This is a genomic window from Leifsonia sp. 1010, from assembly GCF_031455295.1.
Classification (GTDB): Bacteria; Actinomycetota; Actinomycetes; order Actinomycetales; family Microbacteriaceae; genus Leifsonia.
On sequence record NZ_JAVDSL010000001.1, the window covers coordinates 471,624 to 496,432 of the forward strand.

General features: G+C 69.9%; 24 protein-coding genes. 8 read left to right on the forward strand and 16 right to left on the reverse strand.

Annotation, left to right across the window (positions count from 1 at the left end):
• The first annotated feature begins 6 nt into the window (after positions 1 to 6).
• Positions 7 to 351 carry a hypothetical protein gene (locus J2Y42_RS02285; RefSeq protein ID WP_309854623.1) on the forward strand — a complete coding sequence of 115 codons (345 nt, stop codon included), beginning with the start codon at positions 7 to 9 and terminating at the stop codon, positions 349 to 351.
• Positions 352 to 376: 25 nt separating this feature from the next.
• Here the strand turns inward: J2Y42_RS02285 and J2Y42_RS02290 are convergent, their stop codons facing one another.
• The gene (locus J2Y42_RS02290) at positions 377 to 958 is read right to left on the reverse strand and encodes a dihydrofolate reductase family protein (protein WP_309854624.1); all 582 of its coding nucleotides are present in this window, start codon (positions 956 to 958) and stop codon (positions 377 to 379) included.
• Positions 959 to 1,047: 89 nt separating this feature from the next.
• Here J2Y42_RS02290 and J2Y42_RS02295 point away from each other — a divergent pair, with 89 nt between their 5' ends.
• Complete coding sequence (locus J2Y42_RS02295; protein WP_089878372.1) at positions 1,048 to 1,677, forward strand: MerR family transcriptional regulator; 630 nt, start codon at positions 1,048 to 1,050, stop codon at positions 1,675 to 1,677.
• Entirely contained in the window at positions 1,674 to 2,615 is a 942-nt protein-coding gene (locus J2Y42_RS02300; RefSeq protein WP_309854635.1) for a hypothetical protein, read from the forward strand. Before J2Y42_RS02295 ends, J2Y42_RS02300 begins: the two co-directional genes overlap by 4 nt.
• A gap of 99 nt (positions 2,616 to 2,714) precedes the next feature.
• On the opposite strand, the gene J2Y42_RS02305 is transcribed toward J2Y42_RS02300, so the two are convergent.
• Positions 2,715 to 4,238, reverse strand: a complete 1,524-nt coding sequence (locus J2Y42_RS02305; protein WP_309854638.1) for an APC family permease — start codon at positions 4,236 to 4,238, stop codon at positions 2,715 to 2,717.
• A gap of 258 nt (positions 4,239 to 4,496) precedes the next feature.
• Between J2Y42_RS02305 and J2Y42_RS02310 the strand changes: the two genes are divergently transcribed.
• The gene (locus J2Y42_RS02310) at positions 4,497 to 5,387 is read left to right on the forward strand and encodes a glycerophosphodiester phosphodiesterase family protein (protein WP_309854640.1); all 891 of its coding nucleotides are present in this window, start codon (positions 4,497 to 4,499) and stop codon (positions 5,385 to 5,387) included.
• 9 nt (positions 5,388 to 5,396) lie between these two features.
• Here the strand turns inward: J2Y42_RS02310 and J2Y42_RS02315 are convergent, their stop codons facing one another.
• From J2Y42_RS02315 to J2Y42_RS02325, 3 genes are all read right to left on the reverse strand, one after another.
• Positions 5,397 to 6,533, reverse strand: a complete 1,137-nt coding sequence (locus J2Y42_RS02315; RefSeq protein WP_309854642.1) for a methyltransferase — start codon at positions 6,531 to 6,533, stop codon at positions 5,397 to 5,399.
• 62 nt (positions 6,534 to 6,595) lie between these two features.
• Positions 6,596 to 7,987, reverse strand: a complete 1,392-nt coding sequence (locus J2Y42_RS02320) for an APC family permease (RefSeq protein WP_309854644.1) — start codon at positions 7,985 to 7,987, stop codon at positions 6,596 to 6,598.
• A 60-nt stretch (positions 7,988 to 8,047) separates the two neighbouring features.
• Positions 8,048 to 9,670, reverse strand: a complete 1,623-nt coding sequence (locus J2Y42_RS02325; protein ID WP_309854647.1) for an amidohydrolase — start codon at positions 9,668 to 9,670, stop codon at positions 8,048 to 8,050.
• 83 nt (positions 9,671 to 9,753) lie between these two features.
• On the opposite strand from J2Y42_RS02325, the gene J2Y42_RS02330 reads away from it, so the two are divergent.
• A complete protein-coding gene (locus J2Y42_RS02330) occupies positions 9,754 to 10,440 on the forward strand; it encodes a TetR/AcrR family transcriptional regulator C-terminal domain-containing protein (protein ID WP_309854649.1) in 687 nt (228 codons plus the stop codon).
• A 7-nt stretch (positions 10,441 to 10,447) separates the two neighbouring features.
• Here the strand turns inward: J2Y42_RS02330 and corA are convergent, their stop codons facing one another.
• Positions 10,448 to 11,416, reverse strand: a complete 969-nt coding sequence (gene corA, locus J2Y42_RS02335; protein ID WP_309854652.1) for a magnesium/cobalt transporter CorA — start codon at positions 11,414 to 11,416, stop codon at positions 10,448 to 10,450.
• Between the two features lie 81 nt (positions 11,417 to 11,497).
• On the opposite strand from corA, the gene J2Y42_RS02340 reads away from it, so the two are divergent.
• Positions 11,498 to 12,880 (forward strand): alpha/beta hydrolase-fold protein, encoded by a 1,383-nt coding sequence (locus tag J2Y42_RS02340; RefSeq protein WP_309854654.1) that lies wholly within the window; start codon positions 11,498 to 11,500, stop codon positions 12,878 to 12,880.
• A gap of 516 nt (positions 12,881 to 13,396) precedes the next feature.
• On the opposite strand, the gene J2Y42_RS02345 is transcribed toward J2Y42_RS02340, so the two are convergent.
• From J2Y42_RS02345 to J2Y42_RS02355, 3 genes are all read right to left on the reverse strand, one after another.
• Positions 13,397 to 14,584, reverse strand: a complete 1,188-nt coding sequence (locus tag J2Y42_RS02345; RefSeq protein ID WP_309854656.1) for a glycine C-acetyltransferase — start codon at positions 14,582 to 14,584, stop codon at positions 13,397 to 13,399.
• Between the two features lie 2 nt (positions 14,585 to 14,586).
• Positions 14,587 to 15,630, reverse strand: a complete 1,044-nt coding sequence (gene tdh, locus J2Y42_RS02350; protein ID WP_026307314.1) for an L-threonine 3-dehydrogenase — start codon at positions 15,628 to 15,630, stop codon at positions 14,587 to 14,589.
• Between the two features lie 143 nt (positions 15,631 to 15,773).
• A complete protein-coding gene (locus tag J2Y42_RS02355; protein ID WP_309854659.1) occupies positions 15,774 to 16,622 on the reverse strand; it encodes a hypothetical protein in 849 nt (282 codons plus the stop codon).
• A 165-nt stretch (positions 16,623 to 16,787) separates the two neighbouring features.
• Here J2Y42_RS02355 and J2Y42_RS02360 point away from each other — a divergent pair, with 165 nt between their 5' ends.
• The gene (locus tag J2Y42_RS02360; protein WP_309854660.1) at positions 16,788 to 17,525 is read left to right on the forward strand and encodes a cysteine hydrolase family protein; all 738 of its coding nucleotides are present in this window, start codon (positions 16,788 to 16,790) and stop codon (positions 17,523 to 17,525) included.
• A 75-nt stretch (positions 17,526 to 17,600) separates the two neighbouring features.
• Here the strand turns inward: J2Y42_RS02360 and J2Y42_RS02365 are convergent, their stop codons facing one another.
• From J2Y42_RS02365 to J2Y42_RS02390, 6 genes are all read right to left on the reverse strand, one after another.
• Positions 17,601 to 18,014 (reverse strand): heat shock protein transcriptional repressor HspR, encoded by a 414-nt coding sequence (locus tag J2Y42_RS02365; RefSeq protein ID WP_018192448.1) that lies wholly within the window; start codon positions 18,012 to 18,014, stop codon positions 17,601 to 17,603.
• Between the two features lie 2 nt (positions 18,015 to 18,016).
• On the reverse strand, positions 18,017 to 19,009 hold the full coding sequence (locus tag J2Y42_RS02370; protein ID WP_309854664.1) for a DnaJ C-terminal domain-containing protein: 993 nt from the start codon (positions 19,007 to 19,009) through the stop codon (positions 18,017 to 18,019).
• 132 nt (positions 19,010 to 19,141) lie between these two features.
• Positions 19,142 to 19,807, reverse strand: a complete 666-nt coding sequence (locus tag J2Y42_RS02375; protein ID WP_309854666.1) for a nucleotide exchange factor GrpE — start codon at positions 19,805 to 19,807, stop codon at positions 19,142 to 19,144.
• A gap of 2 nt (positions 19,808 to 19,809) precedes the next feature.
• Positions 19,810 to 21,672 carry a molecular chaperone DnaK gene (gene dnaK, locus J2Y42_RS02380; protein ID WP_309854668.1) on the reverse strand — a complete coding sequence of 621 codons (1,863 nt, stop codon included), beginning with the start codon at positions 21,670 to 21,672 and terminating at the stop codon, positions 19,810 to 19,812.
• Between the two features lie 186 nt (positions 21,673 to 21,858).
• Positions 21,859 to 22,344 carry an ATP-binding protein gene (locus J2Y42_RS02385; RefSeq protein ID WP_309854670.1) on the reverse strand — a complete coding sequence of 162 codons (486 nt, stop codon included), beginning with the start codon at positions 22,342 to 22,344 and terminating at the stop codon, positions 21,859 to 21,861.
• 17 nt (positions 22,345 to 22,361) lie between these two features.
• Positions 22,362 to 22,994, reverse strand: a complete 633-nt coding sequence (locus J2Y42_RS02390; RefSeq protein WP_309854673.1) for a pyridoxal 5'-phosphate synthase — start codon at positions 22,992 to 22,994, stop codon at positions 22,362 to 22,364.
• 80 nt (positions 22,995 to 23,074) lie between these two features.
• Here J2Y42_RS02390 and J2Y42_RS02395 point away from each other — a divergent pair, with 80 nt between their 5' ends.
• Entirely contained in the window at positions 23,075 to 23,806 is a 732-nt protein-coding gene (locus J2Y42_RS02395) for a GTP pyrophosphokinase family protein (protein ID WP_309854674.1), read from the forward strand.
• Positions 23,807 to 23,810: 4 nt separating this feature from the next.
• Here the strand turns inward: J2Y42_RS02395 and J2Y42_RS02400 are convergent, their stop codons facing one another.
• The gene (locus J2Y42_RS02400; RefSeq protein ID WP_309854677.1) at positions 23,811 to 24,782 is read right to left on the reverse strand and encodes a hypothetical protein; all 972 of its coding nucleotides are present in this window, start codon (positions 24,780 to 24,782) and stop codon (positions 23,811 to 23,813) included.
• Between the last annotated feature and the right edge of the window lie 27 nt (positions 24,783 to 24,809).

Here is a 24,809-nt window from a genome sequence, read left to right on the forward strand (position 1 = left end):
GTCGCCATGGTGGATCCGGCCGACCTGCGCGTGGTGCTGATGGACAGCCAGACGGCCGCGACCCTGGCCCAGGTGCTGCCGCTGCTGCTGCTGACCCTGATGGTGGAGCTGCGGCGCGTGGAGGTGCACCGCCGCGGTCACAACGTCCGGACGACCCGCGTGCTGCTCGGGCTGTTCTTCATCGCGTTCGGCGTGGTCGAGACCGTCTTCGTGCTCTCGATCGACGGGGCGCTCATCCCCTTCACCTGGAGCGACCTCATCGCGGCGCTCAGCATCTTCGCCCTGCTGGCGCTGCTCTTCGTGCTGTCCCTGCTCGACTCGCCGTCGCGCCGCAAGCACGACGAGGCGTGACCGGGCTTTCCGGGTCAGCGCAGCGTCACCGACGCACACGGTAACGCAGGTGGAGCACGCCGTCCCCCTGGACGACCTCCTCCGGTCCCTCGAGGAGGTGCTGCGCTGCGACGGACCCGAAGAAACGCTTTCCGGCGCCGAGCACGACGGGTGCCACATCCATCCGGACCTCGTCGATGAGGCCCGCGGCGAGCGCCTGGCCGCCGACATCTCCCGCTGCGACCTCGACCACGCGGTCTCCCGCGAGCTCCTGGGCGGTGTGCATGGCGGCCTCGATGCCGTCGACGAACGTGAACGGAGCGTCGGGGAACCAGCCCTCCGGCCGGCCCCGGTGGGTCACGACGACGACGTGCCCGACGCCGCCCGGGGGCACCCCGTCCCACCCGTCCGTCATGTCGAAGACGTGGCGGCCGACGATGGTCACCCCGATCCCGTCCCAGTAGGGCCGGACGTAGTCGTACGACGCGTGCGACACCTTCAGCACGCCGCTGTCGTCCAGCGGTACGTCACCGCCTAGCAACCAGTCGAACAGCGGCCCGGGCTGGTCGTCCGCGTCGGCGATGAAGCCGTCCACCGACACGGATGCGTACAGCACGGTCTTGCCCACGGTGTCTCCTCGCCTCGGGTCCTCCCACGTTAGCGTCTGGTTCGCAAAGGTACTGGTAGTGGCGCTACCGGTAGTGCTACTATCAGCGCGTGCTGATCACCGAACTCGCCGAACGCTCCTCGACTCCCGCCGCCACGATCAAGTACTACGTGCGGGAAGGGCTGCTGCCCGCGGGCGAACGCGTGGGCGGCAACCGCACCATCTACAGCGAGGAGCACGAGCGCCGGCTGCGGCTGATCCGCGCCATGCTCGAGGTGGGCAAGCTGTCCATCGCCTCCGTCAAGACCATCCTGAACGCACTGGATGAGCCGGGCGCCCCCATCGCCCACACCTTCGACGTCGCGCAGCAGGCGCTCTCGCGCTCCGCCGTCTCGGACGTCGCCGAACCGACGCCCGAGGCACTCGCGCGAGTGGATGCGGTCGCCGCCCGCGCCGGCTGGACCGACTGCGACGACAACATCGGCCGCGAGATCGCCGCCCGCGTGATCGACGCGTTCGCCGGCTCGGGGTTTCCCCTCCCGGACGACTATCTCGACCGCTACGCCGCCGCCGCGCGCATCCACGCCGAAGCCGACCTGGGCGCGGTCGCCACCCTGCCCGACCCGTCGCGCATGACCGAGCTCATGGTGATCGGCACCGTGCTCGGCGACACCCTCTCGCTCGGCCTGCGCCGTATGGCGCAGGCCGTCGTCACCGAAGAAAGAAGAAGAAGCTCATGAAGGCCGTCTTCGCCTGGCACCGTCCGTTGATGACGGTGGCCGCTCTGATGATCGTCAGCACGGTCGTCTGCCTCGTCGGACTGCTGGTCGACCCGCGCCAGATCGCCGGTATGGAGGCGTGGGCCAAGCCGCTCAAGTTCTCCCTCTCCATCCTGCTGTACAGCGTGACCTGGGCCTGGCTCATCGCCCACCTTCCGCGGTGGCGCCGGATCGCCCACGTCGCAGGGACCGTCGTCGCCGTCGCCCTCATCGTCGAGCAGGTGCTGATCGTGGGTGCCGCCGCTGCAGGGACGACGAGCCACTTCAACGTCTCGACGCCCCTCGCCAGCGCGGTCTGGGGCGTCATGGCGATCTCCATCACCACGCTCTACGTGTGCACGTTCGTCACCACGATCGCGGTGTTCTTCCTGCGGCTGAGCACGCGGTCGACGACCATCGCCGTGCGCGCCGGCGCCCTGATCGCGCTGGCCGGGATGGGGCTCGCGTACCTGATGACCGGGCCGACCGCGGCACAGCTGGCCGACTTCCGGGGCATCGCCGGCGCACACACCGTCGGACTCGCCGACGGCGGCCCGGGCCTCCCGGTGCTCGGCTGGAGCACCGTGGGCGGCGACCTGCGCATCCCGCACTTCATCGGGATGCACGCCCTGCAGCTGCTACCACTGCTCGCGGTGCTGCTCGGGTGGCTCGGCCGGCGCTGGCATCCGCTGGCCGACGACCGGGTGCGCACGCGCCTCGTCGTCGTGGCGACCGCGGCCTACGCGGCCGTGCTCGCTCTCGTCACCGTGCAGGCGCTCGCGGGGCAGTCGATCGTCCGCCCCGACGGCGTCTTCCTCGCCGCGGGCTGGACGATCGCCGTCGCGGCGCTCCTGGCCGCCGCCGCCATTCTCACCTTCCGCCCGCGCCCCCTCCCGTCCCCCACCGTCGCCCCCGCCTGAACTCCCTCCCAAGCCAACAGCTCCTGAGTTTTTCGCCGTTTTTGAGACGGAAAGGCGGAAAAACTCAGGAGCTGTTGGCTGGGGTGGCGAGCGCCGGGGTCAGCGAGCGGCGGGGTCGCGGTCGTCGACGTTCGCGGGGGCGGCGGCGTCGAGCTCGTCGGGGAGCTCGAGCGGACGCCGCGTGTAGTACCCGCGCGCCTTGCGGTAGAAGAGCGCGATCGGCACGACACCGAGGACGATCAGCCCGAGCCCGAGGATGTTGACGACGATCGCGTCGTCCTGGAAGTTCTGCACGATTCCCATCACGAACATCACGCCCATGAACACCGCACCGGCCGCCGGCCACAGCCCGATGAGGATGAAGTTCTTCACCGACTTCAGCAGCACCTTCCGGTAGGCGACCACCACGGCCACTCCGGCGAGCGTGTAGTAGAACGCGATCTGGATGCCGATGGACAGGATGGCGTTGTTCATGATCTCGCCGACGTTGCCGACGAAGTTCGATCCGACGAAGAGCACGATCGACACCCCGACGACGACCAGCGTCGCGAAGGCCGGCGTGCGCCACTTCGGGTGGATGCGGCCGAAGGCCTTCGGGATGGTGTTGTCGCGTCCCATCGAGAACAGCGTCCGGGTGACCTGGATGAGCGTCGTCTCCAGCGTCGCGATGGTCGACAGCGCGACGGCGATCACCAGCACCTTCCCGCCGATGCCCGGCCACACGGCGTCGCCGAGCACGGACAGCACGTTGGCACTGTGCTCCTCGATCGTCTTCTGCGGCAGGATCACCAGCGTCGCGATCGTGAAGATCTCGAACAGCAGGAAGACGATGATGACACCGATGATGCCGGCCGACCCGGCGTTCTTGTGGCCGTCCTTCGTCTCCTCGTTGAGGTTGGCGGACACATCCCAGCCCCAGAAGTAGAACGCCGCGACCAGCGCGGCCGACACGAAGACCCCCTGGCCGGTGAGGTGCTGGAAGCCCAGCCAGTCCCACGAGAACGACGGCCCGGCGTGAGCCGAGGTGGCCGCCCGCACGATCATCAGAACGGCGAAGAGCACGAGGATGCCCACCTCGATGACCGACATGATCCACTGCGCCCGCGCGGTGACGTGCACGCCGAACAGCACGCACGCCGCCATGACGAGGAACCAGAGCGCGCCGACACCGGTGATGAGCGGAACGTTCTCGGCCTGCTCCGGAGCGAACAGCGTGACCGTCATGGCCCCGGCGGGCAGCGCGCCCGCGACCATGAAGATCGTCGCCGAGATGACCAGCGCCCAGCCGGAGAGGAAGCCGAGGATGGGGTGCAGCGCCCGTGCGACCCACGAGTAGGCGGCGCCCGCGTTCACGTCGAGCCGTCCGAGGTACAGGAACGCCCAGGCGATGCCGAGCATCGGGATGCCGCACCACAGCAGCGCGGCGGGAGCGCCGAGGGCGGCGGCCCCGACGAGGGTCGCCGTCGTCGCGGCGATCGAGTAGGCGGGTGCGCTGCCCGCGACAGCCATCACGATGGATCCGGCGGCGCTCACTCCGTCGGCCGCGAGGGCGTGGTGGTCTCCCCGGTGCTGGTCGGCGTCGCCTCCGTGCGAGGCGTCCGGCCGGGAACTGGTCTGCGTCATTGCTCTCCCTGGCTTCGAGGGTCGCTGGTCGACGGGCGGGGGCGCGACGTCGGTGTGCGACAGGGGGACGTTAGCAACATCCGGCCCGAAGGACAAGCGAAAGACGACGGATTCGGTTGCCGATTTACTGATCGCACCCTGAAAACGTTGTGAATGTCCATATCCGCAACGGAACGGGTTGCCATGCATGCCGGACGCCGCGCTCCACCCCCGAGCGGGTCGCTTGATCGACGATGACCGGGATGCCTAGGGTTGCGCATGCCCGACGACGAGGAGACCGCCGCCCCGCCTGCCCGACGCATCTCGCGGAGAGCCCTCATCGTCGGCGGTGTTCTCGGCGCGGCGGCCGTCGCGGGCGGTGCGTATGTCGTTCCGCGGATCTTCCGCGGGCCGGAGGACGGCCTCCTGGTCGACCGTCTCATCGAGCGGAAGGGCTTCACGGTCGCCCACCGCGGCGGCTCCCTCGACTGGCCGGAGATGTCGATGGAGGCGTACCGCAACTCGGTGGCGGCCGGGGTCAACGCGCTCGAGATCTCGCTGGCCCGCACGTCGGACGGCGTCTGGTTCGGACTGCACGACGAGACGCTCGACCGCACCTCCGGCACCTCGGGATTCGTCGCGGCGGAGCACACCTGGAAGGAGGTCCGGCAGCACCGCATCTCGGCCGCCGAGACGAACGATCCGCGCCAGGCTCCGCAGCCGTACCTCCGCTTCGAGGAGCTCATCGCCGCCTATGCCGCGACGCACACGATCTTCGTCGACCCGAAGGTGGTCCCCGTCGAGCACTTCGGCGAGCTCTTCGCGCTCATGGCGACGGTCGACCATCCGACCAACACGTTCGTCGCCAAGGGCTACTGCACCGCCCGCGAGTGGCCCGTGGATGCGCGCGGCCGCGGTTTCCGCACCTGGGGGTACTACTACGGGGCGGAACTCGCCTCCGACCCGCAGCTGTTCGCCTCCACCGCCGAGCGCTGGAGCTGGCTCGGGCTCGACTACAACGGCGGCGAGGACGCCTGGCGGGCCTTCACCGGGAGCGGCAAGCCGGTGCTCGCGCACATCGTCCCGTCGCGTACCGCCGCCGACACTGCCCTCGGTTTGGGCGCCGGGGGGATGGTCGTCTCGGGGGTGCGCGAGGTCCTGCGCAGCTGAGTCGTCCGGTCAGGCCGGCTTGCGCGACGCGGTGACCGTGAACTTCGGGTTGCGGGCGATCTGCCGCGTCGGGCCGACCGCGCGCTCGAGCGCCGCGCGGTAGCCGAGGTGCGAGTTCCACACCGTCCAGAGCTCACCGCCCGGCACCAGCACTCGGCCCGCCTCCGCGAAGAGCCGGTGCGCGATCCCGGTGTGGACGGCTCCTCCGATGTGGAACGGCGGGTTCAGCACCACGAGGTCCGCCGAGGCGTCCGGCTGCGACGACAGCCCGTCATCCCGGACGACGGTGACCTGCTCCGCGACCCCGTTGGCCGTCGCGGTCGCGGCGGCCGACGCGACCGCGGCCGCCGACTGGTCGGTGGCGATGACGCGCAGACCCGGTCGCGCAACGGCGAGCGCCGACGCGATCACGCCCGTCCCGCAGCCGAGGTCGATCGCCGTGCGCGCCTCCGGGACCGCCGCATCCAGAACTCCGAGAAGGAAGCGCGTCCCGATGTCGATCGACGGGCCCGCGAACGCCGCCCCATGCGCGCACACCCACAGCCCCGTGGCTGCATCACGGGCGCGCTCCGGCCAGCGGTCGAGCACGGTGGCGGCGGCGGGATGCGGCTCGCGCGCGGTCAGCACCCGCGCCTTCTGCCGCGCGAGCGACGCCTCCACGGAGCCGAAGACCTCCGCGAGCACGTCGTTCATCGCCGTGGTCATGTGCTTCAGCATCCCGCCCGCGTAGACGACCACGTCAGCCCGCGCGTGCTCGGCGATCAACGTCGCGATCTCAGCCAGGGCGTCCAGACTGCGGGGCAGCCGGAGAAGGACGGTGCGCGCTCCGCGCACGAGCGTCTCATCGAGCGGCCGGTGCTCGTACGTGCCGGTGAGTCCCAGCTCGGCGGCGTTCGCGTCGAGGGCGCGCTCACCGGTCAGGGCGTCCTGGTGCACGCGGATGTCGTGGGCGCCGCGCGCGGCGGCCGCGAGGGTCAGCGCACCGTAACCGTCGCCGATCACCACGAGACCCGGTTGTAGCACCGCATCGCCGGCGAGGTCCGAGAGCAGGCGGTCGGCGGCGTCCGCGGCGAACAGGTTCGGCGCCTCGACGTCCGGCCGCCGCCGCAGGCGGTCGTACGGGAAGTCGGGCGTTGCGGAGGTCACGCCCCCAGTCAATCAGAGGCGACCGGAGGGCGTGACCCCGCGAGCGTGCGGTTGCCCGGAGCTCACGAGGCCCGGGCGGCCTCCTGCTCCAGCTCCTCCTTCTCCGAGAAATCCATCGTCGGCGGCTTGCGGCGGAATCCGCGCGTCAGGACGGCGAGGTAGATCACCCCGACGAGCATCCACGACAGGCCCACGATGAACGTGGTGGCTGTGAGCGAGGTCCACAGCCAGACGGTGAGGACGAACCCGATCGCGGGCAGCACGCCGTAGCGCACCCACTCGCCCGTCGAGGGAGCGGTTCGCCCGCCCTTCGGGAACAGGTGGTGCTTGATGACCGAGAGGTTGACCATCGAGAAGGCCGCCAGTGCGCCGAACGAGATCATCGTCGCGGCTTGATCCAGGGTCAGCACGAGCGCCAGGAGGGACACGACGGAGACCGCCAGCGCGGCCACCCACGGCGTGCGGAACTGCGAGTGGAGCGTGCCGAAGACGCGCGGGAGCACGCCATCCCGGCCCATCGAGTAGATGATGCGCGAGACGCTGACCTGGGTCGTCATCCCCGATCCGAACGCGCCGACCACGTAGACGGCGACGAAGAACGACGTCAGGAACGTGCCGCCCACCTTGGCCATGAGGTCGACGCCGGCCGAGTCGACCTCCGCGAAGTCGCGCCAGTCCGGGTACACGAGCGCGCCCAGCCAGGAGACGACGATGAAGATCGCGCCGCCGATGAGAGTGGTCAGGACGATGGCGCGCGGGATGTCGCGCTTCGGGTTCTTCGCCTCCTCCGACAGGGTCGAGACCGCGTCGAAGCCGAGGAACGACAGGGCGAGCACGGCGGCGCCCGCGAAGATCGGGCCCAGTCCGCCCTTCCCGGGCAGGAACGGCTCGATCAGGCTCGGCGTCTCGGACGACGGGTTGGTCAGCAGCTCCTTGATCGCGAGCACGGCGAACACGACCACGAGCAGCACCGACAGGGCCACGATCGCGACGTTGAGCCGGTTGACCAGGGTGATGCCGAGCACGTTGAAGAGCAGCACCAGCAGCAGCGACGCCAGGGCGAACACCCAGCCCGGGATGTCCGGGAACTGCGTGTTGAGGTACAGCCCGATCAGCAGGAAGTTGATCATCGGCAGGAACAGGTAATCGAGCATCAGCGTCCACCCGGTCAGGAAGCCGACGTGACCGCCGAACGTCTGCTGGGTGTACGTGTACGCCGAACCGGACACCGGGAACGCACGCGCCATCGCGCCGTAACTGAGTGCTGTGAACAGCATCGCGACCAGCGCGACGACGTAGGCGGACGGGAGGTGATTGTCGGTCGACTGCGTCACGATGCCGTAGGTCGTGAAGACGGTGACGGGGGCGAGGTAGGTGAGGCCGAACAGCACGAGGGCTGTGGGGCCGAGCGCCCTCTTGAGCCGCGGCTGGGGCGGCAGGTCGGTCGTGGTCATGTGGTGCTGCCTCTCTGAGTCGAGTGGTGCAGGGATGGAGTGGTGCAATGGGGGTGGGTATCAGCTCCGTACGGTGGTCGCGCGGCGAACGCCGGCGACCCAGGTTCCGAGCACGCGGACGGATCGCAGGTCGTGCGGGTCCACGTGGCGCGGGTCGGTGTCGAGCCAGACCAGGTCCGGGGAGGACCCCGGTCGCAGCTCGCTGCGCGCATGCTGCGCGAAGGCCTGGCGGGCGACGCCGGAGGAGTAGGCCTCCAGCGCGTCGGTGAGCGGGATGCGCTCGGCGGGGGTCCATCCGGCTTCCGGAACCCGCTGCTCCGTCTGGCGGGTGACCGCCGTCGCGACACCGGGCCGCCAGTCGGCGCTGCTGACCGGCCAGTCGCTTCCGAAGGAGACGGTCGCCGACTCGAGCAGCGTGCGGATGGGGTACTGCAGTCCTTCGCGCTCGGGTCCGAGGCGCGGGATGGTCAGGTCGAGCATCATCGAGTCGAGCTGCGCCCAGAGCGGCTCGAAGTTCGCGATGACGCCGAGGCGCTCGAACCGGGGCAGGTCAACCGGGTCGACGACCTGGACGTGCGCGATCACCGGCCGGCGGTCGCGTGCGCCGTTGGTGCGCTCGACCGCCTCGAAGACGTCGAGGGCGGTCCGGGTCGCCGCGTCGCCGATCGCGTGCAGGTGCAACTGGAAGCCGAGCTTGTCGAAGGTGACGGCCGCCGCGGTGAGCTCGGCCGCATCCCAGTTGGGGAGCCCGCGGTCGCCGGGGGTGTCGGTGTAGTCGGCCAGCATCGCCGCGGTGTGGTTCTCGATGACGCCGTCCACGAAGACCTTCACGGTGCGTGCGGTCAGCAGCGGGTCGTCGAGCTCTTCGACGCGGCGGCGAGACTCGACGAACTCGGGCACCTGGTCGCGCCAGCGCACGGGATCGGCGCGAAGGGCAAGGTTCACCCGCGTCGACAGCAGCCCGCGTGCGGACGCCTCGAGATACGCCTCCACCTCGGCCGGCTCGACCCAGGCGTCCTGCACCCACGCGATCCCGAGCTCCGCGTACTCGGCGGTCGCCAGCCGCAGGGCCTCGACACGTTCGTCGTGCGTCCGCCCGGGCTCGGCCGGGATCAGGAGGTCGACGGCGCCGGGCTCCTGCAGGATGCCGAGTGGAGACCCGTCGGCCCGGCGCGGGATGCGGCCCAGCGCCGGCTCGGGCGTGCTCGCGTCGATCCCGGCCCGGCGCAGTGCCTCGGAGTTCACCCACACCGTGTGGTAGTCCCACGCCCGCAGCACGACCGGCCGGTCGGGGACGGCGGCGTCGAGCCAGCGCGCGTCGAACATCCCCTCGGGCGCCAGCGTCGCGTCGTAGCTGCCGCCGTAGATCCACTCCTGTTCGGGATGCGCGTCCGCCCACTCCTTCACGCACGCGACAATCTCGTCGACCGACGCGCAGCTCCGCACCTGCGGCCCGAGCTTCTCCAGTCCACCCTGCAGGGGATGCGCGTGACCGTCGCCGAACGCCGGCGCGAGGACGCCCCCGAGGAGGTCGACCGTCTCGTCCACCGTGCCGCGCAGAGCCAGGGCCTCGGCGCCGGCGGCGACGATGCGCCCGTCCGCGACCGCGACCGCGGTGTGCTCGACGGCGTCGGAACGATAGCTGCTCAGGATGGTGCCACCGGTGAAGACGGTCGTGCTCATGCAACCTCCGTGTTACGGATAAATGAACGGCGTTCTTTTATTTCGTCAGATACTAGGGTGTGATCGAGCCGGAGGGGAAGAGTATGGCCGAGATCGATCGCCCGGCGCGTCGGGTGGGGCGCCCGAAGACGACCGTGCTGACCCGCGATCTCATCGCCGAGGCCGCCCTCCGCCTGCTCGACGAATCGGGCGCAGACGGCTTCACGATGGTGCGGCTCGCGCAGGCGCTCCGCGTGCGGCCCAGCGCCCTCTACAACCACGTCGACGGCAAGGAGGACGTCATCGCCGGCGTCCGCGAGCTCATCTCGGACCGCATCGACGTCAGCGCCTTCGAGACGCTCCCGTGGGACGCCGCGATGCGCGACTGGGCGCACTCGTACCGCCTCGCCTTCGCCACCCACCCGCCGACGATCGCCCTCCTCGCCGTCCTGCCGCTGACCGGCGCGCTGCGGACGATGCACATGTACGACGCGGTCGTCGCCGCGATGGTGCGCGCGGGCTGGCCCGAGCCCGAGGTGCTGCCGACGCTCGTCGCGGTCGAGTCGTTCATCCTCGGGTCGGCGCTCGACGCGGTAGCACCCGCCGACATGTTCGACCCGTCGGGAGCGGAGGACCGGGTCCCGTCGTTCGCCTCGGCCTACGCGGCCCGTGCCCGCGCACTCGACCCGACCGCGACAGCGCCGGCGGATGCAGCCTTCGAGACCGGGTTGACCGCCCTGCTCGACGGCCTGCGCATGCGCTACGAGCACGTGCGCGTGCCGGTGGGATGACGCGGGGCTAGATCCAGCCCTTCCGCTTGAAGACGACGTAGAGGCCGACGCCCATCCCGACCATCAGCAGGAGCGCGAACGGGTAGCCGAACGCCCAGTGCAGTTCGGGCATCACGCGGAAGTTCATGCCGTAGATCGTGCCGACGAGGGTCGGGGCGAACAGGATCGCCGCCCACCCGGAGATCTTCTTCACCTCGTCGTTCTGCCGCTGGCCCACGAGCGCCGTGTGCACGCTGAGCGCGTTTTGCAGGATCTGACGGAAGCCGTCCGCGCGCTCGGTGACGCGCAGGACGTGGTCCTCGATGTCGCGGAACGCATCCCGCAGCCCTTCGTCGGCCTCGTGAGCGATCAGCCCCTCGCGCAGGCTGCGCAGCACATCCTTCAGCGGGTCCACCGCGCGCTGGAAGTGCATCACCTCGGTGGACAGCTCGTAGATGCGCCGCGACACCCCGCGGTCGCCGGAGAACAGCTGATCCTCGATCTCGTCGATGTCGTCCTCGAGCCCGGCGACGACGGGGGCGTACTCGTCCACGATCTCGTCGAGGATGCCGTACAGGGCCGCGATCGGACCGTGCGCCAGCAGCGCGGCGTCACCCTCGAGCCGTTTGCGGACGCGCGCGAGATCGGGGGTCTCGAAGTGCCGGACGGTGATGACGAAGTCGTCGCCGAGGAACACGTGCACCTCGCCGAACTCGACTTTCTCCGTCTCGTCGACGTAGCTGGCCGGCCGCAGCACGACGAAGAGCATCTCGCCGTACTTCTCGATCTTGGCGCGCTGGTGACCGGAGAGGGCGTCCTCGACGGCGAGCGCCGGAAGGTCGAACTCCTTCGCCACGGCGGACAGCTCGCTCTCGCTCGGCCGATACAGCCCGATCCAGGCGAAGCCTCCGCGGTCGCGCACCGTCTCGCTGGTCTCCTCGAGCGACGGCGGTTCGGTGCGGACGCCGTCCACGTACACGGCGTTGTCGACGATCATCGCGCCTCCTTCTTGAGCAACCGTACGCCCGACGCAGGCCCCTCCCAGACCGCGGACGCGGGCGCACCTAGACTGACAAGGATGTCCGCGCTCGCCTGGCTCGCCGCCGCCCTCGTCGTGGTCGGCGCGTACCCGGCGTACCGGTTCGCGCGCCGCGCCTGGCGGTTCCGCGCGACCGCGACCGTCATCGCGGTGATCGCCGGGCAGCTCGTCGGACTCGCCATCGTCGTGCTCGGCGTCGTACTGCTGCCCCGCCCGGATCTGACCGGCGCCGGCTGGTTCGCCGTGCTTCTCGCCGCGACCGTGCTGCCGCTCGCGATCGGGGATGCGCTGCAGTCCACCGGGCGGCGGGGTGTGCGCATCGCTGTCGCCGCGATCGCAGCCGTGCTGACGGTCGGAGCGGTCGGTGTCGCCGTGCAGCCGGCGTTCGCCCGGCCCATCGTCGCAGGTCGCAGCATCCCCGTCACCGCGAAGAGCCTCGCCGAGGGCTACCAGCTGGCGGTGCGCATTCCGGCCACCCGCTCCGGCTTCGAGGCGCGGGCCGCGCACCTGTTCGTGCCGCCCGGCTGGCTGCGCGACCCGTCGGGCACACGTCCGGTCGTCGAGATGATGATGGGGCAGCCCGGCAATCCGACGCTCGGCGCCACGCTCGATGCGCTGCACAGCCTCGGGCAGCAGCGGCTCGATCAGGCGCCGTTCGTGCTCGTCGTCGACCAGCTCGGCGCCGTCGACAAGAACCCGCCGTGCGCCGACACCTCCGGGGGCAAGCTCGACACCTACCTGTCGCAGGACGTTCCCGCCTGGATCGACGCGAACCTCCCGGCGTCGCCGGACCGCGCCGACCGGGTGATCGCCGGGTTCTCGCACGGCGGCGAGTGCGCGGCATACCTGGGCGCGAAGTACCCGGACTCGTGGGGTGCGGTCATCGACATCTCCGGGCCGGACAAGCCGGGCGAGTACCGGCCGACCGTCACCCGCGACCGCTACTTCGGCGGCGACCAGGTGGCCTACGAGAAGACCTGGCCCGTGAACATCCTCGCGGCCAACGACTACCCGGAGCCGACGGTCGGGATCTTCGTCGCCGGTGCGGAGGACCCGCACTTCCGGCAGCAGGTGGAAGACACAGCGACCGCCGCCGAGAACGCCGGCTGGAAGGTCACCTACTGGGCCGTGCCCGGCGAAGGACACTCCGGCCCGACCCTGGTGAAAGGCCTGGCCACCGGCTACAACCAGCTGATCGGATCGTGGCTGAAGACCGGCGCGACCGGCCAGGGCGACCGGTTCCTGTGCGCCTCGGACCAGACCGGCCGGGCGTGCGGTCTGACGCAGGCGGCGGCGGTCGGCGGGACGGTCGCGATGGTCGACCTGTCGGTGCTCGCCGTGTTCCTGATCATCACGCTCGCCCTGTTCTTCGCGCGCCGAGGCGTGACGCTGCGCCGGCCACGCGCCTCCCTCGACGACTGAGCCCATCCGGCGCTTTGCGCCCCACGAAACGGAGGTCATGGGCGTCCTTCCCCGCCGGGGATCCTCCGTTTCGCGCGCCGCGCGTCCGCGCGCGAAACGGAGGCGGATGGGCACCCGCCCTCCCCGCAACTCCTCCCTTTCGCGCGCTTGGGCGGCCGGGCCGGGCGTTTCTCCTCCGTTTCCACGACGGACGCGGCCGCGACGGGGAACGCGGCCCGGTTCGTCGGCTGGTCGGAAACGGAGGCGATCCCGGCCGACGCGCCGGACGGATGCGGGAAACGGAGGACATCGCGGGCGGTCCCGCCGCCAGGACCTCCGTTCGCCACGGGAGCGGACCGCCGCGACCGCTGACGGAACACAGGAGCGGGCCGAGCGAGCGGCGACGGCAGGCACGCGGCAGGCGGGCCGCTACGCGGCGACGGCAGGCACGCGGGAGGCGGGCCGCTACGCGGCGACGGCAGGCACGCGGGAGGCGGGCCGCTACGCGGCGACGGCAGGCACGCGGCAGGCGGGCCGTTACGCGGCGACGGCCTCCCGGGACGCGACGAACGCATCCACGCAGCGGCGGATCTCCTCCTCCGTGTGCGCCGCCGACAGCTGCACGCGGATGCGCGCGCGGCCCTTCGGCACCACGGGGTAGGAGAACGCGGTCACGTAGACGCCCTGCCGCTGCATCTCGTCGGCCATGCGCGCGGTGAGCGCGGCATCCCCGAACATGACCGGGACGATGGGATGCGCGCCAGGCAGCAGCTCGAAGCCGGCGTCGGTCATCAGCCGCCGGAACAGTTCCGCGTTGGCGACGAGCTGCGCCCGAAGGTGGTCGGACTGCTCCAGCAGGTCTAGCGCGGCGAGGGTTCCGGCGACGATCGACGGCGCGAGGGTGTTCGAGAACAGGTACGGCCGGGAGCGCTGGCGCAACAGGTCGACGATCTGGCGGCGGCTCGAGACGTAGCCGCCCGAGGCGCCGCCGAGCGCTTTGCCGAAGGTCCCCGTGTAGATGTCGACGCGGTCGGACACCCCGCAGAATTCGGGCGTGCCGCGGCCGTGCTCGCCCACGAAACCGACCGCGTGCGAGTCGTCGACGAAGACCAGGGCGCCGAACTCGTCCGCCAGGTCGCAGATCTCGGCGAGCGGCGCGATGTATCCGTCCATCGAGAAGACGCCGTCGGTGACGATGACCGTGAACCGCGCTCCCGCATCCCGCGCCGCCTCCAGCTGTGCCCGCAGGTCGGCGAGGTCTCGGTTCTTGTAGCGGTACCGCTGGGCCTTCGACAGGCGGATGCCGTCGATGATGGATGCGTGGTTCAGCTCGTCGGAGACGATGGCGTCCTCCGGGCCGAACAGCGTCTCGAACACGCCGCCGTTGGCGTCGAAGCAGGAGGAGAACAGGATGGTCGCCTCCGTGCCGAGGAACCGGGAAACCCGCTGCTCCAGCTCGACGTGCTGCTCCTGGGTGCCGCAGATGAAGCGCACGCTCGCCATCCCGTAGCCCCAGTCGTCGAGCGCTGTCTTCGCTGCGTCGCGGAGAGCCGGGTGGTCGGCGAGCCCGAGGTAGTTGTTGGCGCAGAAGTTGAGCACCTCCTGGCCGTCGGCGGTGATCAGCGCCGACTGCGGGCCGTGGATGCTGCGCTCGCGCTTGGTGAGGCCGGCCTCCTCGATCTCCTGCAGTTGCGTCGCGATGTGCTCGCGGAATGCTCCGTACACGTTCAGACCTCCGTCCAGTCGAGGATGACCTTGCCCCCACCTGCGGACGCGGCGGCGGCGAACCCCTTCTCCCAGTCGCGGGCGGGGAAGCGGTCGGAGACGATCGACGCGATCGCGTCGTGCAGCTCGACCGAGGTCTGCAGCATCGCGCCCATGGCGTTCCACGTCTCGAACATCTCGCGGCCGTAGATGCCCTTAAGGGTCAGCATGTGGGTGACAACGATGCCCCAGTCGACGGCGATCTGTTTCGACGGCAGCCCGAGCATGGCGATACGGCCGCCGTGGTTCATGTTCTCGATCATCGACGGCAGCGCGGTGGGGGCGCCGCTCATCTCGAAGCCGACGTCGAAGCCTTCGCGCATCCCGAGCGCCTTCTGCGCCTCATGGATGTCGTGCTGCGACACGTCCACGGTGAAGTCGGCGCCCATCCCGCGCGCGAGTTCGAGCCGCTGTGCGCTGATGTCGGTGCCGACGATGAAGCGGGCGCCGACGTGGCGGGCGACCGCGATGGCCATCAGGCCGATAGGACCGCATCCCGTGACCAGCACGTCCTCGCCGACGACCGGGAAGGCGAGCGCGGTGTGGACGGCGTTGCCGAGCGGGTCGAACAGGGCGCCGACCTCCGGCTCGATGGCGCTGTGGTGCACCCAGACGTTCGTCGCGGGGAGGACGAGCTGCTCGGCGAAGGCGCCGTCGCGCTGCACTCCGACACCCTGGGTACGAATGCACATCTGGCGGCGGCCGGCTCGGCAGTTGCGGCAGGTGCCGCAGACGATGTGCCCTTCGCCGGACACCAGGTCGCCGACCTCGACATCGCGGACCAGCGGTCCGACCTCGACGACCTCGCCGAAGAACTCGTGGCCGGGGATGAGCGGGGCCTTCACGGCCGACGCCGCCCAGTCGTCCCAGCGCTGGATGTGCAGGTCGGTGCCGCAGATGCCGGTGCGCAGAACGCGGATCCGGACATCCTCCGGACCCATCTCGGGCTCGGGGACATCCACCAGTTCGAGGCCGGGCCCGGCCTCGCTCTTGAACAGGGCTCTCATCGTCGCTTCCTCGTGGGAGTCGGTGTGCTTCATCGCTCGGCCGCCGGTGCGCCTTGTGGGCGCGGGCGGCCGAGCAAAAGCCTAGTCCTCGCAGCATCGGGTGAGTCGTGGATGACGACGATGGCGCCGACCACCTCGGATCGTCACTGCATCAGGAACTTCTCCGCCCCGCCGATGGTCGTCCGGTTGGCGATCAGCGCGCCCGTACCCGCGCTGTCGGCACTCACGTACTTCCCGTTGGCGACCGCCAGCAGGCTGATGGTGCCGTCCCTGTTGGGGATGACCGTGAACTTCTCCCAGGGACCGATCGCCGTGCGATTCGCGATGAGCGCGCTGGCGCCCTCGTCTTCCGCGACGACGTACTTGCCGTTGGCGCCGGCGCGGAGGCTGACGGTTCCGTCGCCGTTGTTGAGCACGGTGAACCGCTCCCACAGCCCGGCGTGCGCCCGGTTCGCCATCAGCGGCTTCTCGCCCTCGTCTTCCGCCGTCACGTACAGTCCGTTGACCTGCGCGACCAGTTGGACATCGCCGACCACCGCCGCGGGCAGCACGGTCACGACCTGCGAGCGGGCCGACAGCACCCGGTAGCCGCCCTGGGACGCCTCCCAATAGGCGCTCACTTCCACGGTGTAATCGAGGTAGCCGACGCGGAGATCGAGAGGTGTGACGACGTGCTTCAGTGTCGCCACGAACTGCTCTCCCGGCTGAAGCGTGTCTTCTCGGACGCCCCACGGAGAGCTGGGATCGTCGGCTCTGTTCCAGCGCGTGCCGTTGAGCGCGACACTTCCGGTGTTGGCGATCGTCGTGCGGATGGCGACGGTGTCGCCCACACGAGCCGGGTTCGAGGTGGTCCATCCGGGATCCACCAACTCTGCTCGCGCGGTCACATGCCCGACCTCCTGCACCTGCGCGCTGACCCGGCTGGACAGGTTGGCGGCCATTGCTGCTGCCGGCCCGGCCGGTATGAGCAAGCCGGCCCCGGTGATGGCCATGATCGCCGCCGCAGCGATCGTTCGGTACTGACGAGAGACATTTCGCACTCTGGGCTCCAATGTGAGGTGATAGAGACCAGCCTGGCATGGACCCCCGACGTTCGGCCAGGAGCATATTGGCGAGATGCGCTGTCGACGCGACGGCGAGACCTTTAGAGTTCAGCCATGAAGCGCGCGCTGATCGTGATCGACCTGCAGAACGAGTACGTGACCGGGAACCTGAAGATCTGCTACCCGGATCTGATGACGTCCATCCCCAACATCGAGGTCGCGTGGGACGCGGCCGACGACCACGGCGTGCCGATCGTCGTCGTGCAGCACACCGAGGACGAGGGGTCACCGGTCTTCGCACGCGGCTCGGACGGCGCCGCGCTGCACGAGACGATCATCGACCGCACGCCCGCGCACGTGGTGACCAAGGGGAGCGTCTCCGCGTTCCCCGGCACCGATCTCGAGACCTGGCTGCGCGCGAACGACGTCGACACGGTCACCATCGCCGGTTACATGACGCAGCACTGCTGCGCGGGGACGGCTCGGGATGCGTCCGAGCTCGGCTTCACCGTCGAGTTCCTGTCGGATGCCACGGGCACGCTCGACCTCGTCAACGAGGCCGGCGCGATCTCGGCGGATGCCCTCCACCGCAGCGTGCTGGTGACGATGCAGTCGGAGTTCGCCGCCGTCGCCACAACGGAGGAGTGGACGCTCGCGGTCGAGGCCGGCGACACGCTGCCGGTGTCGAACCTCTGGGACAGCACCGGCCACGCACGGCTCCCGGAGAAGCACGCCGAACTGCACAAGCTCATGCGCGAGGTGCGGGCCGGGATCGACGACGACATCGCCGCGACCGAGGCGCACAACATCCAGAACACCCTCTACGTCGGCCAGGGCGTCTCGTCGCTCTGACCCGGCGCCGAAGCGCACGTTGTGGCGGCTATTTCGGGGATTTAGCAGCCACGACGTGCACTTCGACGGAAGAGGTCAGCGCTCGAGGGGGCGCCAGACGACGAGCTGGTTGCTGCGGCGCACGCGCGTGCCTGCACGCATCGAGACGACCTCGCCCTCCGAGCCCGCCGCGAAGACGCGGCGGCCGGGACGGTTGAGGAGCTCGTCCGCGAGGGCGCTCTCCAGCTCCCGGACGCGGCCGCGGAGCTCCCCCACCTGGTCCTCCAGTTCGAGGATGCGGCGGATGCCCTCCAGGCTGACCCCCTCCGAGCCCAGGCGCGCGATCTCCTGCAGCTTCTCGATGTCGCGCATGGAGTAACGGCGTGACTTGCCGGCCGTCCGGCTGGGGCTGACGAGTCCGAGCCGGTCGTACTGGCGGAGCGTCTGCGGGTGCATGCCCGCGAGCTCCGCCGCGATCGAGATCACGAAGACCTGGCTGTGCTCGTCCATCGTCAGCTCCGGGCCTTGGCCAGGATGTCGTCGCGCGGGTTCTCGTCAGGGAGCTTCGCGGCGAACGCCTCGAGCGCCTCCTTGGCGTCGGCGGACAGGTGCGACGGGACGGCCACCTGAACCACCGCGAGCAGATCGCCGGTGCCCTTGCTCGTCTCGACGCCCCGGCCCTTCACCCGCAGCACGCGGCCGCTCGGGGTTCCCGGAGCGACGCGCAGCTTGACGGGGTCGCCGCCGAGCGTCGGCACCTCGATGGTCGCCCCGAGCGCGGCCTCCGCGAAGGTGACCGGGACGTTGACGCGGAGGTTCAGGCCGTCGCGCTCGAAGACGGGGTGCCTGCGCACAGAGACGGTGAGCACGATATCGCCCGCTTCCCCGCCGTCCGGGCTCGGCTGCCCCTTGCCGCGCAGCTTGATCTTCTGCCCGTCGGCGACACCGGCGGGGATCTTGACCTTGATGGGCTTGCCGTCGGACGCCTGCAGCGTGATGGTCTCGCCGCGCGTCGCGGTCACGAAGTCGATGGTGGTGTGTGCGGTCACGTCACGTCCGCGGGTCGGGCCGCCGTAGCCGCGGAACCCGCCGGTCGTCGTGCCGAACCGGCCGTTGCCGAAGAGCCCGCCGAAGACGTCGTCGAAGTCGCCGCCGCCCTGCTGGAAGGTGTAGCGCTGGCCGCCCGCTCCGCCCTGGCCGAACATCCCGCCGAAGACGTCGTCGAAGCCGCCCTGGGCGCCGGACCCCGGCGCCGTGAACCGGGCACCGGTCCCCATGGCGCGGATCTGGTCGTACTCCTTGCGCTCCTCCGGATCGCTGAGGACCGAGTAGGCTTCGCTGATCTCCTTGAACTTCGCCTCCGCGGCGGCGTCGCCGGGGTTGGAGTCGGGATGGTACTTGCGGGCGAGCTTGCGGTAGGTCTTCTTGAGGTCCGCCTCGCTGACGTCCTTGGAGACGCCAAGGACCTTGTAGAAGTCCTTGTCGAACCAGTCTTGGCTAGCCACGGGCGCCTCCTCTCAAGTCGTTGTCGGTGTGCGTGGATGAAGTCTGCATGAAAAATCGTGCGCGCACGGGCCGAGCGGAGCGGCGGGAATCGTTCCCCGCCGCTCCGCCATGCCGTGCGCCGTGTCGCCGGGTCAGGCCGGCACCGCGACGACGACCTTCGCCACCCGGACGGTGGTGGAGCCCAGCCGGTAGCCGGTCTCGACCACCTCGGCGACGGTGTCGGCCGTCACGCCCGGGGTGGGCTGCTGGAAGATCGCCTCGTGGATCTGCGGGTCGAAGGGCTCGCCCTTCTCGCCGTACGGGGTGAGACCGAGACGCTCGACCGCGTTCCGGAGCTTGGCGGCGATGGTGAAGAACGCGCTGCCCTCCCCCAGATCGCCGTGCTTCTCGGCGCGCTCGAGGTCGTCGAGCACGGGGATGAGCCCCTTCACCGCGTCGCCGACCGCGCGCTCGCGCTCGATCTCACGGTTGGCCTCGGTGCGCTTGCGGTAGTTCGCGTACTCCGCGGTCACCCGCTGGAGGTCGGCGAGACGCTCGGCCGCGAGCTGCTCGGCGGTCGTCTGGCCGGACAGGATGTCGAGGTCGTCATCGCTCAGGATGGGACCCTCCTCCTGGTTCTCGGCCGGCCCGACGTCGACGAGCTCCTCGTGCGCGAGGTCGTGCTCGCCGGCGTCGTCCGCCTTCTGCTCACCCTCGGGCTGCCGGACCTTCCCGGTCTCGGGGTCGATCCTCCGCTTGTCGCGGACGACCGGCTCCTCCCGTTCTGGCTCCGGGGAGCCGCCGTTCTGGTCCGACATGATTACTTCTTCTCCTCGTCCTCGACGACCTCGGCGTCGATGACGTCCTCATCGTCGGAGGAGGACTCGCCGGCCTGCTGGCCGTCGCCCGCCTCACCGGCCGGGGTCTCGGTGGGCTGCGCCGAGGAGTAGATCGCCTCGCCGAGCTTCTGCTGGCTGGAGCTGAGCTTCTCGTACGCGGTCTTCACCGCCTCGTCGTCGTCGCCGGCGAGGGCGGTCTTGAGGCCGTCCACGTCGCCCTGGACCTCGTTCTTGACGTCCTCGGGGAGCTTGTCCTCGTTGTCCTTGATCAGCTTCTCGATCGAGTAGACGAGCTGCTCGGCCTGGTTGCGGGTCTCGGCGGACTCGCGGCGCTTCTTGTCCTCCGCCGCGTGCTCCTCGGCCTCGCGCACCATGCGGTCGATGTCCTCCTTCGGCAGGCTGGACCCGCCGGTGATGGTCATCGACTGCTCCTTGCCGGTGCCCTTGTCCTTGGCGGACACGTGCACGATGCCGTTGGCGTCGATGTCGAAGGTGACCTCGATCTGCGGGATGCCGCGGGGCGCCGGGGCGATGCCGGTCAGCTCGAAGGTGCCGAGCGGCTTGTTGTCGCGGGTGAACTCGCGCTCGCCCTGGAAGACCTGGATCGCGACGGACGGCTGGTTGTCGTCGGCCGTGGTGAAGGTCTCGCTGCGCTTGGTCGGGATGGCCGTGTTGCGCTCGATGAGCTTGGTCATGATCCCGCCCTTGGTCTCGATGCCGAGGGAGAGCGGGGTGACGTCGATGAGGAGGACGTCCTTGCGCTCGCCCTTCAGGACACCGGCCTGGAGGGCGGCGCCGACGGCGACGACCTCATCCGGGTTCACGCCCTTGTTGGGCTCCTTGCCGGTCTCCTGCTTCACGAGCTCGGAGACGGCGGGCATACGAGTCGATCCGCCGACGAGCACGACGTGCGCGATGTCGGAGACCTTGATGCCGGCCTCGCGGATGACATCCTGGAACGGCTTCTTGGTGCGGTCGAGGAGGTCGCTGGTCATCTGCTCGAACTGGGCGCGGGTGAGCGTCTCGTCGAGGTTGGCCGGGCCGTTCTCGGTGAGCGACAGGTACGGCAGCTGGATGCTGGTCGACATGCTCGACGACAGCTCCTTCTTGGCCTGCTCCGCCGCCTCCTTCAGGCGCTGCAGCGCGATCTTGTCCTTGGAGACGTCGACGCCGGTGGAGTCCTTGAAGCGCTTGATGAGCCACTCCACGATCCGCTGGTCCCAGTCGTCGCCGCCGAGGCGGTTGTCACCGGCGGTGGAGCGCACCTGGATGGTCGAGAAGTCGTCGTCCTTGCCCACCTCGAGCAGGGAGACGTCGAAGGTGCCGCCACCGAGGTCGAAGACGAGGATGAGCTCGTCCTCCTTGCCCTTGTCGAGGCCGTACGCGAGCGCGGCAGCGGTGGGCTCGTTGATGATGCGGAGCACGTTGAGGCCCGCGATCTCACCGGCCTCCTTGGTGGCCTGGCGCTCGGCGTCGTTGAAGTACGCGGGGACGGTGATGACCGCGTCGGTCACGGTGTCGCCCAGGTACTGCTCGGCGTCGCGCTTCAGCTTCTGCAGGATGCGGGCCGAGATCTCCTGCGGCGTGTACTTCTTGCCGTCGATCTCCTGGGTCCAGGTGGTTCCCATGTGGCGCTTGACCGACGAGATGGTGCGGTCGACGTTCGTGACCGCCTGGCGCTTGGCGGTCTCGCCGACGAGGACCTCGCCGTCCTTGGTGAAGGCGACCACCGACGGGGTGGTGCGGAAGCCCTCCGCGTTCGCGATGACCGTGGGCTCGCCGCCCTCGAGCACCGAGACGACGGAGTTGGTGGTTCCGAGGTCGATTCCTACTGCACGTGACATGTGTGCTTCTCTCCTTTGTTGCTGGCTTGTGGCCGTGAAAGTCTGTGGTCAAGACTTGAGCCTCGACGGCTCAAGACTGTCATCCACGAGGGATGGTGTCAAGACGTCAAGCCCAAAACTTGAGTACACCAGACTCAACTTTGGAGAGCGGGGGCGTATTCCCATCCCGGCTCGCGAATCGACGCGCTACCTGTGCACGACGCAGCGATCGAACAGCGCGCGTTCCGCCGCGTCCGGGGCCTCGAACCGCAACCGGGATGCGTCGAGCAGCTCTCGAGTGATCGGCACCTCGCCGTGTCCAGGACCCGCGTTCCGCCCTTCGAGTCGCCGCCACAGCTCCTCGACGGGGATGTCGAAGACGTGCAACTCCGTGATCGCGCCGGAGCTCCGCGCGACCCGCCGGAGCTCGTCGCGCTCCGCCCGCGTCCATGAGCCGTCTTCGAGGATGACGCTCTGCCCGCGTTCGAGCAGCTCTCGCCACAGCCGGTCGAGCCGCGCCTGGAGCCGGTCGCGCAGCGGGTCGAGGTAGTCGAGGCCCAGGTCGGCCATCCATTCGTCCGTGCTGAACCGGATTGCCCCCGTCTCGCGGTCGCGCTCGCGCGCACCCGTCGTCTTGCCGGCTCCGGGCAGCCCGCAGTACAGGATGAGGACCGGGCGCACCGTCGTAGCCACCGCTTCAACCTGGGCCGCTACGGCTGGACGCGCGCGACTGTCCACCCGCCGCCGCCATCGCCCCGCTCGTAGCGGAGGCGGCGGTGCAGGCGGTCGGGGCTGCCGTGCCAGAACTCGATGAGGTCGGGCACCACGCGGTAGGCGTACCAGTGCTCCGGGCGGCCGATCGGGCCCTCCGCGGCGAGGAGGTCGCGGGTGGCCGCGCGGAGCAGATCCAGGTCGTCGAGGGGCGCATCCTGTTCGCTCACCGTCGTGGCGGCCTGGGCCTCACGCGTCCTGCGCGCGAACAGGTCGTCGGACTCGGCGTCTCCGAGCCGCTCGACGTGGCCGGTCACCCGAACCTGCTGCAGCAGCTCGCGCCAGTAGAGCACGACGGCGGCGCGCGGATCGGCCGCGAGCTGGCGCCCCTTCCGACTGTCCGACGACGTGCCGAACTCGACGCCGTCGGCCGTGAGCCGCCTCAGAGCGACGGTGCGCGCATCCGGCGCGCCGTCCTCGTCGGTGGTCGCGAGGGTCGCGGCGAGCGCCTCGCGCACCCCGCGCTCCTTCGCCCGGCGGACCCACTCCTCGAGCAGCCCGCCCGGCTCCGCGGGCGGGTCGTCGAACTCCGGCAGATACAGATCGGCGTCTCCGGTGAGCGTGTGGGCCATAGCGTCACCATAGGCCTGCCAACGCGCGGCCCGGTGCGATTCACACCGGCCGCACAAGCACCGTCGCTAGCGTCGGGATCATGGAAACGGATCCCGCCGCAGCCCCGCTCCTCTCCACGCGCGCCATCGAGGCGCTGCAGAACATCGACCCCGCGACACTCAGCGAGGTTCAGGCGTTCCGGGACGATTTCGCGCGGTTCATCATGCCGTACAAGTTCGGCATCGACGAGATCTCGACCAAGGTGAGCATCCTCCGCGAGGAGTTCGCCGAGCTTCACGACTACAACCCGATCGAGCACATCTCGAGCCGCCTCAAGTCGCCGGAGAGCATCGAGCAGAAGGTGATCCGCAAGAACTGCGAGCCGAGTTTCGACGCGATCCGGGAGGCGATCACCGACATCGCCGGCATCCGGATCGTCTGCAGCTTCGTCTCCGACGTGTACCGCGTGTTCGACCTGCTGACCGCGCAGGACGACGTGCGGGTGCTGCGCGTGAAGGACTACATCGCGCACCCGAAGCCGAACGGGTACAAGAGTCTGCACGTGATCGTCGAGGTGCCCGTCTTCCTCAGTGAGGGGCCGGTGCTGGTGCCGGTCGAGATCCAGCTACGGACCGTCGCGATGGACTTCTGGGCCAGCCTCGAGCACAAGATCTACTACAAGTACGACGGCGAGGTGCCGGCGAGACTGCTGCGCGACCTGACCGCGGCGGCGGGCACCGCGAACCAGCTCGACCTCACGATGGAGGACCTCCACCGGCAGGTGCGCGGCGACGACCGGGGAACCGTCTACAGCCTCCCCGCGTCGCGCTGAGCGATCAGTAGCCGACCACCCCGGTGAAGTCCGGTGTGCCGTCGGAACGCGCGGGGAGCGGCTGGCCGTTGATGTAGCGCGGCCACTCCAGCCGGAGTCCCACGGACGCGTCGAGGCGCGGGTAGGCGGAGGTGGAGGCGGGCGCTGCGGCGGGCGGGGGCGCCGCGGCGGGTGCCGGCGCTGCGGCGGGTGCGGGTTCTGCGGTCGGCGTCCAGCTGCGAGGGGCAGCTGGCTCCGCGGGCGGCGCGAACGTCGGGCCCTGTGCCGGAGCCTGCATCGGCGGCGGCGCGTACGGCATCGCGCCCGGACCGGCATAGGGCGCCGGCGCAGGGCGCACCGCCTTCGGCCCGAACAGCGAGTACGTGAGCGGGATGAGCACCGTTCCGAGCGCATCCAGAATGGCCACCACGGCCACCAGACGCCAGTACGTCTCGCCGAAGTCGACGTGCGTCCAGATCAGCGGCAGTGACAGCCCGGCCGTCAGAAGTCCGACGAGCACGAGGGTCGCGACCGTCACCTTGCTCATGATCGGCCCGGTGAACCGGCGCTGCGTGTTCAGCACCAGGTGGATGTGGAGCAGGCCGATCCGCGTCACCAGCACGAGCAGGAACCACGAGAACGGCTGCCACCACGGGTCGTAGCCGTCGGACCCGTACAGGCCGTCGACCGGCTGCACGTCGGGGACCCACACCTTCCACAGCCCGATCCCGAACAGGTACACCGACGTGACGACGCTGACCGCGCCGAACCACGGTGCCCGGCGCGCCGAGACATCGGCGTCGTACCAGGAGATCAGGGCGAAGAAGACGAACAGGGCGATGGTGCCGATCAGCCGCCAGCAGGTGTCGTCGAACCGGCCGAGGATGACGGCGTAGACCCCGACGAGGGCGGCGGCAATCAGCGCGCCGATCACCACGCGGGGCAGCAGGTGCCGTACCCAGGCATACGGGTTCGGTGCGGACGAGGCGGTGCTCACGATGGAACCTCCACGGGTCGGGTGCTC